Annotated in this window: 16 protein-coding genes; 14 read left to right on the plus strand and 2 right to left on the minus strand. The window is 66.5% G+C overall.

The genetic code is table 11. The features are described from left to right. Positions 1–4: 4 nt before the first annotated feature. From AVE30378_RS04555 to AVE30378_RS04585, 7 genes are all read left to right on the plus strand, one after another. Entirely contained in the window at positions 5–1,201 is a 1,197-nt protein-coding gene (locus AVE30378_RS04555) for a CaiB/BaiF CoA transferase family protein (RefSeq protein WP_129239588.1), read from the plus strand. A gap of 32 nt (positions 1,202–1,233) precedes the next feature. Then, a complete protein-coding gene (locus AVE30378_RS04560; RefSeq protein WP_165360099.1) occupies positions 1,234–2,037 on the plus strand; it encodes an enoyl-CoA hydratase in 804 nt (267 codons plus the stop codon). An 80-nt stretch (positions 2,038–2,117) separates the two neighbouring features. Beyond that, the gene (locus AVE30378_RS04565; RefSeq protein WP_129239590.1) at positions 2,118–3,095 is read left to right on the plus strand and encodes an ABC transporter substrate-binding protein; all 978 of its coding nucleotides are present in this window, start codon (positions 2,118–2,120) and stop codon (positions 3,093–3,095) included. 44 nt (positions 3,096–3,139) lie between these two features. Then, the gene (locus AVE30378_RS04570) at positions 3,140–3,982 is read left to right on the plus strand and encodes an ABC transporter permease (protein ID WP_244234969.1); all 843 of its coding nucleotides are present in this window, start codon (positions 3,140–3,142) and stop codon (positions 3,980–3,982) included. Positions 3,983–3,989: 7 nt separating this feature from the next. Further along, positions 3,990–4,739, plus strand: a complete 750-nt coding sequence (locus tag AVE30378_RS04575; protein ID WP_129239592.1) for an ABC transporter ATP-binding protein — start codon at positions 3,990–3,992, stop codon at positions 4,737–4,739. Positions 4,740–4,753: 14 nt separating this feature from the next. Further along, complete coding sequence (locus AVE30378_RS04580; protein WP_129239593.1) at positions 4,754–5,638, plus strand: polysaccharide deacetylase family protein; 885 nt, start codon at positions 4,754–4,756, stop codon at positions 5,636–5,638. 5 nt (positions 5,639–5,643) lie between these two features. Further along, positions 5,644–6,522, plus strand: coding sequence for an alpha/beta fold hydrolase (locus AVE30378_RS04585; protein ID WP_129239594.1), 879 nt, complete (start codon positions 5,644–5,646; stop codon positions 6,520–6,522). Positions 6,523–6,602: 80 nt separating this feature from the next. Here AVE30378_RS04585 and AVE30378_RS04590 read toward each other — a convergent pair whose 3' ends face one another. Beyond that, positions 6,603–7,061: a hypothetical protein gene (locus AVE30378_RS04590; protein ID WP_208742348.1), complete on the minus strand. Its 459-nt coding sequence runs from the start codon at positions 7,059–7,061 to the stop codon at positions 6,603–6,605. A gap of 242 nt (positions 7,062–7,303) precedes the next feature. Between AVE30378_RS04590 and AVE30378_RS04595 the strand changes: the two genes are divergently transcribed. From AVE30378_RS04595 to AVE30378_RS04605, 3 genes are all read left to right on the plus strand, one after another. Beyond that, positions 7,304–8,623, plus strand: coding sequence for a COG3014 family protein (locus AVE30378_RS04595; RefSeq protein WP_129239595.1), 1,320 nt, complete (start codon positions 7,304–7,306; stop codon positions 8,621–8,623). An 18-nt stretch (positions 8,624–8,641) separates the two neighbouring features. After that, a complete protein-coding gene (gene lpoB, locus AVE30378_RS04600; protein WP_129239596.1) occupies positions 8,642–9,256 on the plus strand; it encodes a penicillin-binding protein activator LpoB in 615 nt (204 codons plus the stop codon). Between the two features lie 62 nt (positions 9,257–9,318). Beyond that, positions 9,319–10,671, plus strand: a complete 1,353-nt coding sequence (locus AVE30378_RS04605) for a CsgG/HfaB family protein (RefSeq protein ID WP_165360082.1) — start codon at positions 9,319–9,321, stop codon at positions 10,669–10,671. A gap of 129 nt (positions 10,672–10,800) precedes the next feature. Here AVE30378_RS04605 and AVE30378_RS04610 read toward each other — a convergent pair whose 3' ends face one another. After that, positions 10,801–11,400, minus strand: a complete 600-nt coding sequence (locus AVE30378_RS04610) for a nitroreductase family protein (RefSeq protein ID WP_129239598.1) — start codon at positions 11,398–11,400, stop codon at positions 10,801–10,803. A 159-nt stretch (positions 11,401–11,559) separates the two neighbouring features. Between AVE30378_RS04610 and AVE30378_RS04615 the strand changes: the two genes are divergently transcribed. The 4 genes from AVE30378_RS04615 to AVE30378_RS04630 all read left to right on the plus strand — a co-directional run bounded on the left by AVE30378_RS04615 (position 11,560) and on the right by AVE30378_RS04630 (position 15,280). Next, positions 11,560–11,931: a tRNA-binding protein gene (locus tag AVE30378_RS04615; RefSeq protein WP_129239599.1), complete on the plus strand. Its 372-nt coding sequence runs from the start codon at positions 11,560–11,562 to the stop codon at positions 11,929–11,931. A 178-nt stretch (positions 11,932–12,109) separates the two neighbouring features. Next, a complete protein-coding gene (locus tag AVE30378_RS04620) occupies positions 12,110–13,246 on the plus strand; it encodes an NAD(P)/FAD-dependent oxidoreductase (protein ID WP_129239600.1) in 1,137 nt (378 codons plus the stop codon). A gap of 21 nt (positions 13,247–13,267) precedes the next feature. Continuing rightward, a complete protein-coding gene (locus AVE30378_RS04625; RefSeq protein WP_129239601.1) occupies positions 13,268–13,714 on the plus strand; it encodes a RidA family protein in 447 nt (148 codons plus the stop codon). A 120-nt stretch (positions 13,715–13,834) separates the two neighbouring features. Next, entirely contained in the window at positions 13,835–15,280 is a 1,446-nt protein-coding gene (locus AVE30378_RS04630) for a M81 family metallopeptidase (RefSeq protein WP_129239602.1), read from the plus strand. The last annotated feature ends 45 nt before the right edge of the window (positions 15,281–15,325 follow it).

The following is a 15,325-nucleotide window of genomic DNA, read 5'->3' on the forward strand; positions in this document are numbered from 1 at the left end:
GACCATGCCACAACTCTCCGCCTCGCCAGCCTTGCGGCGCTTCCGCGTGCTAGACCTCTCCCGCGTGCGGGCCGGCCCCACCTGCGTGCGCATGCTCGCCGACTTCGGCGCTGACGTGATCCGGATAGAGCCTCCGCCGGGCGTCGATCCCAACGAAGCCATGTTCGCGGCCGACCGCTGGAGCGGCGACTTCCAGAACCTGAACCGCAACAAGCGCTCGCTGACCCTCAACCTGAAAACGCCGGAGGGTCTTGAAGTGTTCAGGCGCCTTGCGGCCGAGGCCGACGTGGTGGTCGAGAACTGGCGTCCGGACGTCAAGCAGCGGCTGGGCGTCGACTATGAATCGCTGCGCCGGATCAACCCCCGGCTGATCCTCGCCAGCATCTCCGGATTCGGCCAGACCGGCCCCTACGCGGGCCGGCCGGGCTTCGACCAGATCATCCAGGGCATGGGCGGACTGATGTCGGTCACCGGCCTGCCCGGCCAGGGGCCGGTGCGCGCCGGCCTGGCGGTCGCCGATTCCAGCACCGGCCTGTATGCCGCGCTGGGCATCCTGACCGCGCTGCTGGAACGCGAACAATCCGGCCAGGGCCAGTGGGTCCACGCCTCGCTGCTGCATTCCCAGATCGCCATGATGGATTTCCAGGCGGCGCGCTATCTGAACGACGGCGACGTCCCCCGCCAGGAAGGCAACGATCACCCGACCAGCAGCCCCATGGGCCTGTTCCACGCCAAGGACGGCATGTTCAACCTGGGCGCCGCGGGCGAAGGCAACTGGAAGCGCTTCTGCGCCGCGCTCGAACGGCGCGACTGGGAGTCGGACCCGGAGTTCGCGACCGAAAAGCTGCGCGTGGCCAACCGCCAGCGGCTGAACCGGGAAATCCAGGCCATGTTCCTGAACGCGGACGTGGACCATTGGGTGACGCTGCTCAATGAAGCGGGCGTGCCGGCCGGCCCCGTCTATTCCGTGCCGCAGATGTTCGAAGACCCGCAGGTGCGGCACCTGGGGGCCGCCCGGACCTGCCCCGCCTGGCAAGGCGGCGAGCGCACGCTGATCACGCAGCCGGTCACCCTGGCCCGCACGCCCGCCGACATCGCGCGCACCGCTCCCGGCTGGGGCGAACATACCGAGGAAATCCTGCTCGAGGCCGGCTACGCTGGCGAGGATATCGAACGGCTGCGCGACGCCCGCGCGATCTGATACGACTGCCCACGCGGAGTTTCTCCATGACCCTGACCTCCTCATCCCCCGCTCCCGGCCGCCTCGACGTGGCCCTGGACGGCAACGTCGTGCGCGTCCGCATCGTCAACCCCGCGCGCTACAACGCCATGTCCCTGTCGATGTGGGAAGACCTGGCGCGCGCCCTGGGGGAAGCCGGCAACCGGGAAGGCGCGCGCGCCGTCGTGCTGGCGGGCGACGGCGACCGCGCCTTCGTGTCCGGCGCCGACATTTCCGAATTCGCCTCGCAGCGCAAGGATCCGGGGCAGGTCGCCCGCTACGACGCCGCGGTGGCGGGCGCCATGCGCGCCCTGAGCGCCTGCCCCCTGCCGGTGATCGCCGCGATACGCGGCATATGCATGGGCGGCGGCATGGCGCTGGCGCTGGCCTGCGACCTGCGCTATTGCACGCTGGGCTCGCGCTTCCGGATGCCCGCCGGGCGGCTGGGCCTGGGCTATGCGATGGAAGGCCTCAAGCGCATGCGCGACACGCTGGGCGCGGCCCGCGCCGCCGACCTGTTCATGACGGCCAGGACGCTCGACGGCCAGGAGGCCGCGCGCATCGGCCTGGTGCAGGAAGCCTATGCCGAAGACGCGTTCGACGAGGCCGTGGCCAGGCGCGTCGGCGAAGTCGCGGGCAATGCCCCGCTCACCCTGCGCGCCGCGAAAATGGCCCTGCGGCATCTGGCCGGCGAGCCGTCCGCCCCGACCGCCGAAGCCGTGGACGAAGCCGTCCGCGCGTGCTTTCTCAGCCGGGACTACCAGGAAGGGCAGCAAGCCTTCCGCGAGAAACGGCCGCCTGTATTTACCGGAAGCTGAGCGCGGTCCGGCTCGGCTTCTTCCTGGCGCGGCGCCGCCGCGCCGCTCGCAGTGTTTATCAAGCAACAAGGGGAAAATGCATGAAAACGCTCTACAGGATGACCCTCGCCGGCGCGCTCTGCGCCTACGCCGCGGGCAGCCACGCCGTCGGCCCTCGGCCGGCGCCCGCGCCGCAGAAGCAGGTGTTGACGGTGGGCTACGTCAAGGTCGGCCATCTCTCGCCCATCATCTTCGTCGCCGATGAACTGAAGGCCTGCAACGTCGAGGTCAAGCCCGTCGAATTCGTCCGCTATGCCGACGCGCGCACCGCCCTGCTGTCCGGCTCGGTCGACGTGTCCGGCATCGGCCCCGCCGACCTGGCGATCGCGCTCGCCCAGGGCAGCCAGAAGCTGGTCGGCCTGTCCGGCGTCGCGTCCTCGCCCAAGTACCTGGTGACGCGCAAGGGCGTGAAGATGGACGACTGGAAAGACCTGGCCGGCAAACGCATCGGCATCGCTCCGGGATCGGCCGTCTGGTTCCAATGGGCGGCCATGCTGTCCGAAAAGGGCGTGCCGTACAACACGTTCACCGCCGTCAACATCCAGGGCGGCGGCACCGCGTTCGTCCAGTCGCTGCAGCGCGGCGACGTCGACGCGGTCGCCCTGTGGGAGCCGTTCGAATCCCAACTGGTCGCCGACGGCACCGCCTTCTTCGCGAAGAACCTGGAATACAGCCAGAGCAAGGCGGTGGGCGCCGAACTGGGCCTGCTCGCCACCACGCGCGACGCGCTGCGCGACAAGCGCGAGGCCGTGAAGTGCTTCCTGTGGGCCTACAAGAACGCCGAGGAAAAGCTCTCCAAGGATCCCGAGGCGTTCGCCGAAGCCTATTCCAAGTACACCGGACTGCCCTTGAACGTCACGCGGGAATCGGCCAAGCTGATCAAGCTGGGCGGCGTGCTGGACCTGGACCAGATGCGCCGCCAGGCCAAGACCTTCAATGAACTGGGCGTCATTCCGAAAGACGTGAGCGGGCAGATCGACACGGTATGGGATGCCGATCTGCTCAAGGAAGTCATGTGATTGCGCGGCTTGCGGGCCGGCCTGCCGGCCCGCAAGCCAAGGAGATGCTGGTGAACGCTTCAACATTGAAATGCGCAACGCCGATCCGCCGCTCCCGCCGCGCGATCGGCCAGGCGGGACTCGGACTGGCCGTGCCCGTCCTGATCCTGATCGTCTGGCAACTGGTGGGGCAGTCGCCCGACATGGCCGGCGTGGTGCCGACGCCGGTCCAGGTCGCCCGCGCGTGGTATGCCTGGATCTTCGGCCCGCCGGGGATGGGACTCAACCCCTACCAGGGCACCTGGGCGGGCAATGTGCAGTACTCGGCCATGCGCGTGATCCAGGGCTTCGCGCTGGCGATGCTGCTGGGCATTCCGCTGGGCCTGGCCATCGGCTGGAGCCGGCTCGCGTCCCAGACGCTGGACCCGCTGATACAAGGCCTGCGGCCGATTCCGATCACGGCATGGCTGCCTTTCTCGATTGCCCTGTTCGGCATTCGCGACATGGGCTCCATCTTCCTGATCTTCCTGGGCGGCTTCTACGCCATCGTCGTGAACACCACGCAGGGCGCGCGCGACGTCGACCGCAACCTGGTGCGCGCGGCGCGCATGATGGGCGCCTCTTCCACGCAATTGCTGCGCCGGGTCGTGCTGCCTGCCGCCATGCCGGCCATCTTCACCGGCTTGCGCATCGGCCTGGGCATCTCGTGGACGGCCGTGATCGTCTCGGAAATGGTGGCCGTGAAATCCGGCCTGGGCTACGTGCTGTGGGACGCCTATTACGTCGGCCGCATGGACATCGTGCTGGCGGACATGGTCTCCATCGGCCTGATGGGTTTTCTCAGCGACCGCCTGATCGTCATCATCGAGCGCCGGGTCCTGGTCTGGCGCATGCTGCAGAATCATTGAGGGTGCCATGTCTGATATTTCAGTCACGAATCTGAGCAAGACCTACCCGGGAGCGACCCCGGTGCAAGCGCTGGACGGCATCGACCTGCACGTTCCCGCCGGCGAGTTCGTGGCCCTGCTGGGGCCGTCCGGCTGCGGCAAGTCCACCTTGCTGAACCTGATCGCGGGCTTCGAATCGCCCACCTCGGGCGCGCTGACCGTCGACAGCGAACCCGTGACGCGGCCCGGCCCGGAACGCGGCGTCGTGTTCCAGGAAGCCGCGCTGTTTCCCTGGCTGAACGTATGGGAGAACGTCGTCTTCGGCCCCAGGATCGCGGGGCTGTCCAAGGCCGAATACGCCGAGCGCGCCGAAGAGATGCTGCGCATCACCGGCCTGTCGGCGTTCACCCGCCACCTGCCCATCCAGCTCTCGGGCGGCATGCGCCAGCGGGTAGGCATCGCGCGCGTGCTCACGCTGGGCTCCAAGGTGCTGCTGATGGACGAACCGTTCGGCGCCCTCGATGCGCAAACGCGGCTCACCATGCAGGAGCTGCTGCTGTCGGTGTGGCAGAAGCTGCGGACCACGGTGGTTTTCGTCACCCACGACATCGACGAAGCCATTTTGCTGGCCGACACGATCTACGTCATGTCGGCCCGCCCGGGACGCATCGCCACGCGCATCACGGTCCCCATCGAACGCCCGCGCTCGCTGGACCTGATCACCGGCGAAGCGTTCAACGGGCTCAAGCGCGAAATCCTCAAGCAAATGCGGCACTGACCCGCGGACCCATCATGACGACTCCCCGTATCCCCTACGCGTTCTCCGCCGATCCGCCCGCCCTGGCCGAACCGGGGCAAGGCAGGATCATGGTGCACCTGGTCATCAACGTCGAACACTGGCCGTTCGACCAGCCCATGCCGCGCACCATCATCACCCCGCCGCACGGCCGCGAGACCGTGCCGGACGTGCCCAACTTCAGTTGGGCCGAATACGGCATGCGCGCCGGCCTGCCGCGCATGCTCGCCGCGATCCAGTCCCGCGGCCTGCCCGCCTCGACCAGTTGCAACGCCAGCGTCATCGACGCCTACCCGCGCGCGGCCGAGGCCATGCTCGCGGCGGGGTGGGAATTCATCGGGCACGGCATGCACCAGAAAACCCTGAACCAGGCGGACGCCGAGGCCGAACTCATCGGCGCGTGCCTGGAAAAACTGCGCGCCTTCACCGGCAGCCGTCCCCGCGGCTGGCTCAGTCCCGGCCTGCGCGAAACGCCGGACACGCCCGACCTGCTTGCCGATGCCGGCGTCGAATACGTGTGCGACTGGGTGCTGGACGACCTGCCCAACTGGATGCGCGTCAAGCGCGGTTCGCTGATCCAGATGCCGTACAACCTGGAGTTGAACGACTCGGTCATCTATGCCGTCGAAAAACATTCCTCGCCCGAATTCCTGCTGCGGCTGACGCGCACCCTGGCGCTGTTCGAGCGCGAATGCGAAACGCAGCCCCGGGTGCTCGCGCTCGGCCTGCATCCGCACCTGATGGGCGTTCCGCACCGCTACGGCTATTTCGAGGAAATGCTGGACCTGCTGGCCGGCCATCCCAAGGTCGATTTCATGACGGGCAGCCAGATCGCCGACTGGTTCAAGCAGCGCCGCCCCCTTCCCGTTCCCGCCCCTTGATTCCCATGCCTACCGCTATCGCCCATGACGGCTATCGCCTGCACGTAGAAGAGACCGGGCAAGGATCGCCCGTCGTTTTCGTCCATGAGTTCGCGGGCGACCACCGGAGCTGGGAACCCCAGTTGCGGGCTTTCGCGCGCCGCCATCGCTGCGTCGCCTATGCCGCCCGCGGCTACCCCCCGTCCGACGTGCCGGCCGATCCGGCCGCCTACTCGCAGGAGAACGCCGTCCGGGATCTCGCGTCGGTGCTGGCGGCCCGCGGCATCGACCGTGCCCATATCGTCGGCCTGTCCATGGGCGGCTTCGCGGCGCTGCATTTTGGCCTGGCCCACCCCAGGCTCGTCCGCTCGCTGACCATCGCCGGCGTGGGCTACGGCGCGCTCGCGTCCGGCCACGCCGCGTTCCGCGACGCTTCGCTGCAGGCCGCCGAACGCTTCGAAACGCTGGGCAGCGCAGGATACGGCCCGACCTATGCCGCCGGCGCCGCCCGGGTCCAGTATCAGAACAAGGACCCGCGCGGCTGGCAGGCCTTCGCCGACGCCCTGTGCGGCCACGACGCCACCGGCGCCGCGCTGACCTTGCGCGGCGTCCAGGCGGCGCGCCCCGCCCTGGATACGCTGGCCGGCCCGCTCGCCGAGCTGGCCGCTCCCGTCCTCATCATCGCCGGCGACGAGGACGACCACGCCCTGGAGCCCGCCTTGTTCCTCAAACGGACCCTGCCCGCCAGCGGCCTGCTGATGCTGCCCAAGACCGGCCACACACTGAACCTGGAAGAGCCCGAGGCGTTCAACCGGGCCGTGCTGGACTTCATCGCCGCCGTCGAGGCCGGATGCTGGGCCCCGCGCGACCCTCGCGCGGCCGGCGAAGTCATGAAACTTTCGTGAGGCTGGCCGGCGAACCCGCCCGGACCTGCCTGCGCCGCGCCGTCGCGGCCGCCTCGTCGACGGGCGGCATTATTTCCCGCCTAGAAATCCACTTGGCAGGGAAACCCTTTTGACTGAGTCGAAGGCAGGGCCTTGGCGATGCCCTTGACGGGCAGATTCACCACTTTGCCGTCGCTCGTCCTGGCCTCCAGACGCTTGGCCTTGCGCATGGCGTCCCAGGCAAAATAAAAGTTATTCGCGCCCACCCGCGAACTCGTTTCATAGGGCTGCGATATTTCCTTGCCGTCGATAATCAGGCTGAAATCCTTGCCGTCGCCGCCATATTCCTGGCCCGCCACGGTCAGTGTCATGGACACGGGACGGTCTTCGCTGCAGGCAATATAAAGCGCATTTTTCTTTGCATCGACGGCGGTGTATTCCGATACCCCCTGGCCCCACCCGCTGGACCACTGCCCCGCCTCGCCGAAAGCCATCGCGGCCGCAGGCGCGAGCACACTGCCGGCAATGGCCATTAAACCGGCGGATAAACACTTTTTCATACTTCCTCCTCGAATTCCGCGGACCGCCGGATAACGCGAAATAACCAACGACCGTCGCTCGCGGGATCGAGATTCCGGATTCCGACTGCGGAAAATCAAACAATATAAGACCAAAAGAGTCAATAAATTGCTCAGAATTTGATATTGTGATTAAATGTGAACAAAATACAATAAAAGTTCACTTTTAATAACATATAGTATCATTTGACGGAGAAGCGATGAAGTGGGCAGCAGTGGCAGGTTTGGCTTTGGTACTGGCGGGTTGCGCCAATCCTCAAGCACGAAAGGACTTTTCACGGGATCTGGCGGCCGGCAATCTCCCTGCCGCCACCAGTAGCGCGGTACAGGCGGCAGGTCCCCTGGACGCCGCCCCCACCGACCTGCCCTGGGCCCTGGAAGCGGGCGCCCTCCTGCGGTATAGCGGGCTGTCCGAACGTTCCACGCAGATGCTGGACGGCGCCGAAGACCTCATGAAAGACGACGACACGCGCAACGTCGCGGCCAGCGCCGGCAATCATGCCCTGTCGCTCGTGGCCAACGACAACGTCCTGCCCTATACGCCGGCCGTGTACGACACGGTCATGCTCAATACCTATAAGGCCCTCAATTTCTGGCAATTGGGCGACTATGCCAATGCGCGCGTCGAATGGAACCGCAGCGACGACCGCCAGCGCCGCGCCGCCGAGCACTTCGAAGCCGAAATCGCCAAACAGCGCGATGAAGTGAAAAGCGACGAAAACGCCGATCTGGTCAATCGCAGCCTGTCCGGCACGGACGAAGCCCTGCTCAAGGCCGGCGTCGACCTGTCCCAATGGGCGCCTTACGCGGGCTACGTGAATCCGGCGGCGCTCTACCTTCATGGCCTGTACTTCCTGTTCAACGGCGAACAACAAGCCGACGCCGACAAAGCGCGCAAGAGCCTGGAGCGGGTCTATGCGCTGACCAAGAACACCCAGGTCAAGATCGATATGGCGGCCGCCCAGCGCAAGGGCGGCAAGCTCAAGCCCGCGGTCTGGATCGTGTTCGAAAACGGCACGGCGGCGCACAAAGAGCAATTCCGGATCGACCTGCCCCTGTTCCTGGTGAGCGGCAACGTCAAATACACCGGCATTGCGCTGCCGGTGATGCGCGACGGCACCCCCGCCTATCCCTACCTGACCGTCGGCCGCCAGCAGACGCAGATGCTGGCCGACATGGACACCATCATCCGCGGCGAGTTCAAGACCCGTTTCAACGCCATCCTGATCAAGGAAATCGTGCGGGCCACGGCCAAGACCGTGGTGCAGAAGCAATTGAACGACTCCAGTCCGCTGTTGGGCTCGCTGGCCGCTATCGCCCAGGCCGCTTCGACGCAGGCCGACCTGCGTTCGTGGTCGACGCTGCCGCACAACTTCCAACTGATGACCGTGCCCTATCCCCAGTCGAACCAGTTGAAGCTGGGCTTCCCCGGCCACGAAGACCTCGTGGTCGATCTGCCCCAGGAAAAAAGGCCGGTTGTCGTGTACGTCCGCGCGCTGAACGCCGCAACGCCGCCTCGCGTCGACATCCTCGCTTCCAAATAACGATCTACAAGGAACATCATGAGCCTGAAGCTCTCTCTTTCGGCCGCATTGCTGGCGGCGATGCTGGCCGGCTGCGCCACCACCACCCAATACGTCGACCAGAAGAACGATAACGTCGCGGTAATGGGCCTGGACTACAAGGACTTCGAGTCGGCCGCCAACAAGATGGTCAACGACATGCTGAACTCGCCGTTGATGGTGCACCCGAAGGCTGCCCAGGGCGGACGTTTCGTGGTGGCGATGTCCAACATCACCAACGACACGGCGCAGCGCATCGACACCGACCAGTTGACCAAGAAGATCCGCGTGAGCCTGCTCAATTCGGGCCGCTTCGTGATCACCACGGCGGTCGGCCTGAACGGCCCCGAAGACGCCATGACCGCCAAATCGCGGGCGCTGAAGGGTTCGAAGATGGTGAACCAGGCCACCGTGAAGAAGGACGGCCGCGTCATCGCCCCGGACTTCTCGCTCTCCGGCAAGATCATGCAGCGCAATAACCGCGTCGACAGCCGCACGCAGCAGGTCGACTACTACTTCCAACTGACGCTCACCAACCTGGACGACGGGCTGGCGTACTGGGAAGGCGAAGAAGCCATCATCAAGCGCGGCGACAACCGCACGGTGACCTGGTAACGGTCATGGCTGAATGGACCGCCTGCCCGCAAGCAGGCGGTCTTTTTTTCGAGAGCAGATTCATGATGAAAAAATGGATGTTGGGCGCGGCGCTGTTCTGCGCCGCCCACGCGGCGAACGCCGAAGACGTCACCGTGCCCGCGGTCGGGTATGGCGACACGTTCGAGCAGGCCGTCGAGTCGGCCCTGGGCAATGCCATCAAGCAGGTCAACGGCGCGGCCGTCGCCACGCGTTCGGGCAGCCCCAAGGCCTATGTGCAGGTCAAGCGGGATGCCGAGGGCCAGGCTTCCGCCGAACTCAATGCCAAGCGCACCGAACAGGACACGCAAAGCGGCCTGATCAAGGACACGGTCACGAACAACGAGCAGAACCTGAACGCCAGCGCCTCGTCGCAGGCCGAGATGTCCAGCAAGACCACGGTCGAAGCCGGCGTCGGCAGCACGAACGACGTGCGCGCGCAAGGCAAGGTGAAGGGCTACTCGGTGACCAGGCAGGAATGCGGCGGCAGCAAGGGCTGCATGGTCGAACTGTCGGTAACGATCGAGAAGTTCGAATACCAGGCAAAGACGCCCAAGCTGGAACGCGATAGCATCGCCATCGTCACGACCGGCAAGCTGCGCCGCAGCGCGCTGTCGGCCGACATGCGGCAATCGGTCACCGACAAGCTGGTCAAGAGCGGGCGGTTTACCGTGCTGGACCGCAGCAACGACGTCGCATTCGAAAAGGAAAACGACTTCCTGGCCAGCGACAACGTGTCCGATCAACAACGGGCCCGGCTGGGCCAGGCGGCCGGCGCGGATTTCCTGCTGATCATCGACCTGACCCAGGCCGCCGTGTCGACGCGGGTGCAGGAGAACAACATCGACCTGACCGGGGAATCCACCCGCGAAGTCTCGCAGTCCACGCGGGCCTCGGTGCGCTATACGCTGGTCGAGGCCGCGACCCGCGCAGTGAAGTGGTCGGACTCGGCGTCGTTCGCCTCGGGCGGCAACAAGATCAGCGCCGCCATGGAACAGTTCCAGGCAAAAATGGTCGGCGACATCATCGAAATCGTGAACCCGGCCAAGGTCGTGGCGGTGCAGAACGGCCGCGTGATCATCAACCGCGGCATGGGCAGCGTGGCCGAAGGCCAGGTCTACGACATCTACGCCACCGGCGAAGAATTGGTGGATCCCGACACGGGCGAGAAGCTGGGCGCGGCCGAGGAAAAAGTGGCTTCGATCAAGATCGGCGAAATCAAGGCCAAGGTCGCCTATGGCGCCTTGCTGACGGGCCAACTGGAATCGATCGCCAAGGGTTCGATTGCGCGGATGGCCGCACCGCCCGCCGAGCCGGCCAAGAAAGCGCCGCCCAAGCGCGCCGCGCCGCCCAAGTCCGACCAGAAGATCGACTCGGCGGGAGGCGTCATTCTCTGACGCCCCGGCAGTCCGCCCGCGGGTCGATCCAGGCCGCGGGCGCGCCAGCCAGAAAAAAGCCCGCGTTTCCTGAGGAAACGCGGGCTTTTGCAAACAGGGCCTGGGACGCCTGACCGGCGCCCCCGCACATCAGCCGAACACGCGGAAGCGCTCGGCGTCATCCATGAACGGCTTCTCGCCGAAGCCGTTTTCATTCGAGCCGAACGGCATCTGCGCGCGCAGCTTCCAATAGGCCGGCACGTTCCACTGGCTCGCCACGGCGGCGTCGATCAGCGGGTTGTAGTGCTGCAGGCTGGCGCCCACGCCGGCATTGGCCAGCGCGGTCCAGACCGACAACTGGGCCATGCCGCCCGCCTGTTCCGACCAGATCGGGAAGTTGTCCGCGTACAGCGCGAACTTCTCCTGCAGGCTGCGCACCACGTCCTGGTCTTCGTAGAACAGCACGGTGCCCGCGCCGGCGGCGAAGCTCTTGAGCTTGGCCTCGGTCTTGTCGAAGCCTTCGGCCGGCGCGACCTTGCGCACTTCCTCGATGGCGAGGTCCCAGAGCTTTTCGCTTTCCGCGCCGAACAGGATCACCGCGCGCGAGCTTTGCGAATTGAAGGACGAGGGGCTGTTCTTGATCGCTTCCTGGATCAGGGAGGTCAGTTCCTCCTTGGAGGTCGACAGGTTGCGGCCCAGCGAATACTGCGTGCGACGCTTCTTCAGAGCGTCGAGATAAGCGTTGCTCATAACGATATAGCCTTCCGACTGGTAGATAGAGGAAAATGCACGGAGGAATTCTACCGGCGGGCAATCGCGCAAAGCACATGTCCCAGCCATAAAGCCGCAATTTTGGACGGAACAAACTGTTCCACCCATGCGGCAAATCCTCGATATTACGGAGCACGCATGCACTTCACGCAGGACCCCGCCTCTCCCGCCGCCCCGGCCATCGGCTTTGACGATTTTCTCAAGGTCGACATCCGCATCGGCACGATCCAATCGGCGGAAGCCTTCCCCGAAGCGCGCAAGCCCGCGTACAAACTGACGATCGACTTCGGCGCGGGCGTGGGCATCAGGAAAAGCTCCGCGCAGATAACCGCGCACTATGCGCTGCATGACCTTCCCGGCAAACGCGTCATGGCGGTGGTGAATTTTCCGCCGCGCCAGATCGGCCCCGTGAAATCCGAAGTCCTGGTGCTGGGCTTCGCGGACGCGGAAGGCGGCATTGTGCTGGGGGTCCCGGACGGCGAGGTGCCCGACGGCACGCGCCTGACCTGACGCCGCGCGCTCCTCCGCCCCTTCCATCACGCACGCCCGGCGCGCATTCCCGCGCCGGCGCCCTCCCTGCCTGACGTTCCGTCCCGCGCCATCAGGGCATTCCCCTATTACCCGCCTGCCGCCAAAAAACTATCGTATTCGAGAATTATCAAATAAGAGAATTCTCGCTTCCGACAAAATGACAGCAGAACCCCTATTCGATTACGCCGTGATCGGCGCCGGCATCGCCGGCGCTTCCGTGGCCTACCGGCTGAGCGCCACGGCGTCGGTCGTCGTATTGGAACGCGAGGCCCAGCCGGGCTATCACTCCACCGGCCGCTCGGCGGCCATGTTCATGGAGACCTATGGCACCGCGCAGATCAAGGCGCTCACGCGAGCCAGCCGCGCCTTCTACGAGCAACCGCCGCAAGGATTCAGCGAACACCCCCTGCTGAGTCCGCGCGGCGTGCTGTACGTCGCGACCCCTGACCAGAAAGACCTGCTGCGGGAGGTCTACGAAGATTTCCACAGCCAATCGCCCAACGTGGCGCTGATCGACGCCGCGCAGGCGGTCGAACGCGTGCCGTGCCTGCGCGGCGACCAGATCTGCGGCGCCATCGAGGAACCCGACGCCCGCGACATCGACGTGCACGCGCTGCACCAGGGCTTCCTGCGCGGCATGGGCCGCCAAGGCGCGGTGCTGCACAACAACGCCGAAGTCGTATCGGCCGCCCATGCCGGCGAGGCCTGGACGCTGACCCTGGCGGACGGCCGCCGCCTGCGCGCTCGCGCGCTGGTCAATGCCGCCGGCGCCTGGGCCGACCATGCCGCCGCCCTGTGCGGCGCGCGCCCCGTCGGCCTGCAGCCGTGCCGCCGCACGGCGTTCACCTTCTCTGGCCCCGAGGACGTGGACTTCTCCCGCTGGCCCGCCGTCGTCGGCGTCGACGAAAGCTACTACTTCAAGCCCGACGCCGGCCAGTTGCTGGGCTCGCCCGCCAACGCCGACCCGGTCGCCGCGCACGACGTCGTGCCCGAAGAACTGGACGTCGCCACCGGCATTCATCGCATCGAAAACGCCACCTCGCTCACCATCCGCCGTCCCAGGCACACCTGGGCCGGCTTGCGCTCGTTCGTGCGCGACGGGGACTTCGTGGTGGGCTGGGATACCGAAGCGCCGGCCTTTTTCTGGCTGGCGGCGCAAGGCGGCTACGGCATCCAGACCGCCGCCGCCACCTCCGAACTCGCCGCCGCGCTGCTCATGCGCCAGCCGGTGCCCGCCCACCTGCACGCGCATGGCGTCAATGCCGATGCCGTGCGCCCCGCGCGCCTGCGCTGACCCTCCACCCCGGACGCCACCATGAACGCCATCACCCGCTATCCCAGCCCCCTGCCCCTGCCCTTCTCGCGCGCTACCCGCGCGGGCGGCTTCCTGTTCCTGTCGGGGCAGATTCCGATGGACGCCAACGGGCAGGTCGTGCGCGGCGATATCGGCGAACAGACCCATGCCGCGCTCGCCCGCATCGAAGAGACGCTGGCCCTGGCCGGCGCCACGCTCAAGGACGTGGTGCGCGTGACGGTATGGCTGTCCGACCTGGACCTGTTCGCGCAATTCAACGACGCCTACCGCAGCCATTTCCCCTCCGACTTTCCATCGCGTTCGACGGTCGAGGCCAAGCTGGCCATGGACGTGGACGTGGAGATCGAAGTGCAGGCCTGGCTGGGAGGCACGCCGGCCCATCAGTCTTCAGTGCCGCGCTATGCCTCCGGCGCCTCTTCGGCGCCGGGCCCCGTCTCCGAAGCCTGAGCCGGCCCGCCGGGCCGGATTGCCTGTACACCGCGCGGCGCGGATGCCGCGCATTGCGGTATTTCCCTGGCGCGCGCGGCAACGCCCGCGCCCCGTCCATCCTTTACGCGGAGCGGCAGCATGAAAATATTTTCCGGGTCCCTCGCGACCGAGACGAACACCTTTTCTCCCATTCCGACCGGGCTGTCCGCCTACCGTGCGCGCGGCTACTTCCCCGCGGGCCAGCACCCCGACCGCATGCAGATGTTCTCCGGCCCGCTCTGGGCCGCCCGCCAGCGCGCGCAGGGCAAGGACTGGACGCTCATCGAAGGCATGACGGCAGGCGCCACGCCGGCCGGCGTCACCACCCGCCACGCCTACGAAACCCTGCGGGACGAACTGCTGGAGGACCTGCGCCGCGCGGGCAAGGTCGACATCGCCCTGTTCGGCCTGCACGGCGCCATGGTGGCCGACGGCTACGACGATTGCGAAGGCGACCTGCTGCGCCGCGCGCGCGAGATCGTCAGCCCCGATACGGTGATCGGCGCCGAACTGGATCCGCATTGCCACATGACGGCCGCCATGGTCGACAGCGCCGACTTCCTGGTCTGTTTCAAGGAATACCCGCACACCGACATCCTGGAGCGCGCCTACGACCTGGTGGACCTGTGCGTGGCGCGCGCCCAAGGGCGCATCCAGCCCGCGCGCGCCGTGTACGACTGCGAGATGATCTCCATCATGCATACCAGCCGCGAGCCTATGCGCGGCTTCGTGGACCGCCTGCTCGCCATGGAGGGCAAGGAAGGCGTGCTGTCGATTTCCATCGCGCATGGCTTCCCCTGGGGCGACACGCCGGACATGGGGTCCAAGGTGCTGGTCTACACCGACGGCGACCAGGCCCGGGCCGACGCGCTGGCCCGCGCGCTGGGCGAAGAGATCATCGGCTTCCGCGACCGGCTGGCGCCCCCCTACCCCGGCGCCGACGAGGCGCTGGACCAGGCGCTGGCGCTGGACGATTTCCCGGTCGTGCTGGCGGACTCCGCCGACAACGCGGGCGGCGGCGCGCCCAGCGACGCCACCTTCATCCTGGAACGCGTGCTGGCGCGCGGCATCCGCGACGTCGCGACCGGACCCTTCTGGGATCCGGTCGCCGTGCAGCTTTGCTTCGAAGCGGGCGAAGGCGCGCGGATCAAACTGCGCATCGGCGGGAAGGTGGCCCCGGTCTCCGGCATGCCGCTGGACCTGGATTGCGAAATCCTGGCGCTCAAGCGCGACGCCGTCATGACCGGCCTGGCCGGCACCCCCGCGCTGCTGGGCGACGCCGCGGTCGTGCGCAGCCAGGGCGTGACCATCGTGCTGACCACCAACCGCACCCAGGCCATGGGCACCGACCTGTTCACGCAGTTCGGCGTGGACCTGCGGGCCATGAAGCTCATCATCGTGAAGTCGTCGCAGCACTTCTACGCCTCGTATTCGCAAGTCGGCCGCCACGTCATCTACGTCGAGACGCCGGGCGCGATCACGCAGGACTACAACGCACTGCCTTACACCAAACGCAAATTGCCGAAATGGCCGTTCACGGCATGAGGCGCCATCCATCGCCGCCCGAGACGGGCTTCGGAATGACCAAGG

It is taken from the genome of Achromobacter veterisilvae, assembly GCF_900496975.1.
Taxonomy (GTDB): Bacteria; Pseudomonadota; Gammaproteobacteria; order Burkholderiales; family Burkholderiaceae_B; genus Achromobacter; species Achromobacter veterisilvae.

Coding starts and splice junctions, on each gene's coding strand:
- AVE30378_RS04555 (WP_129239588.1), top strand. CDS start 5: ATGCCACAACTCTCCGCCTCGCCAGCCTTGCGGCGCTTCCGCGTGCTA.
- AVE30378_RS04565 (WP_129239590.1), top strand. CDS start 2,118: ATGAAAACGCTCTACAGGATGACCCTCGCCGGCGCGCTCTGCGCCTAC.
- AVE30378_RS04570 (WP_244234969.1), top strand. CDS start 3,140: ATGCTGGTGAACGCTTCAACATTGAAATGCGCAACGCCGATCCGCCGC.
- AVE30378_RS04575 (WP_129239592.1), top strand. CDS start 3,990: ATGTCTGATATTTCAGTCACGAATCTGAGCAAGACCTACCCGGGAGCG.
- AVE30378_RS04580 (WP_129239593.1), top strand. CDS start 4,754: ATGACGACTCCCCGTATCCCCTACGCGTTCTCCGCCGATCCGCCCGCC.
- AVE30378_RS04585 (WP_129239594.1), top strand. CDS start 5,644: ATGCCTACCGCTATCGCCCATGACGGCTATCGCCTGCACGTAGAAGAG.
- AVE30378_RS04590 (WP_208742348.1), bottom strand. CDS start 7,061: ATGAAAAAGTGTTTATCCGCCGGTTTAATGGCCATTGCCGGCAGTGTG.
- lpoB (WP_129239596.1), top strand. CDS start 8,642: ATGAGCCTGAAGCTCTCTCTTTCGGCCGCATTGCTGGCGGCGATGCTG.
- AVE30378_RS04605 (WP_165360082.1), top strand. CDS start 9,319: ATGATGAAAAAATGGATGTTGGGCGCGGCGCTGTTCTGCGCCGCCCAC.
- AVE30378_RS04610 (WP_129239598.1), bottom strand. CDS start 11,400: ATGAGCAACGCTTATCTCGACGCTCTGAAGAAGCGTCGCACGCAGTAT.
- AVE30378_RS04615 (WP_129239599.1), top strand. CDS start 11,560: ATGCACTTCACGCAGGACCCCGCCTCTCCCGCCGCCCCGGCCATCGGC.
- AVE30378_RS04620 (WP_129239600.1), top strand. CDS start 12,110: ATGACAGCAGAACCCCTATTCGATTACGCCGTGATCGGCGCCGGCATC.
- AVE30378_RS04625 (WP_129239601.1), top strand. CDS start 13,268: ATGAACGCCATCACCCGCTATCCCAGCCCCCTGCCCCTGCCCTTCTCG.
- AVE30378_RS04630 (WP_129239602.1), top strand. CDS start 13,835: ATGAAAATATTTTCCGGGTCCCTCGCGACCGAGACGAACACCTTTTCT.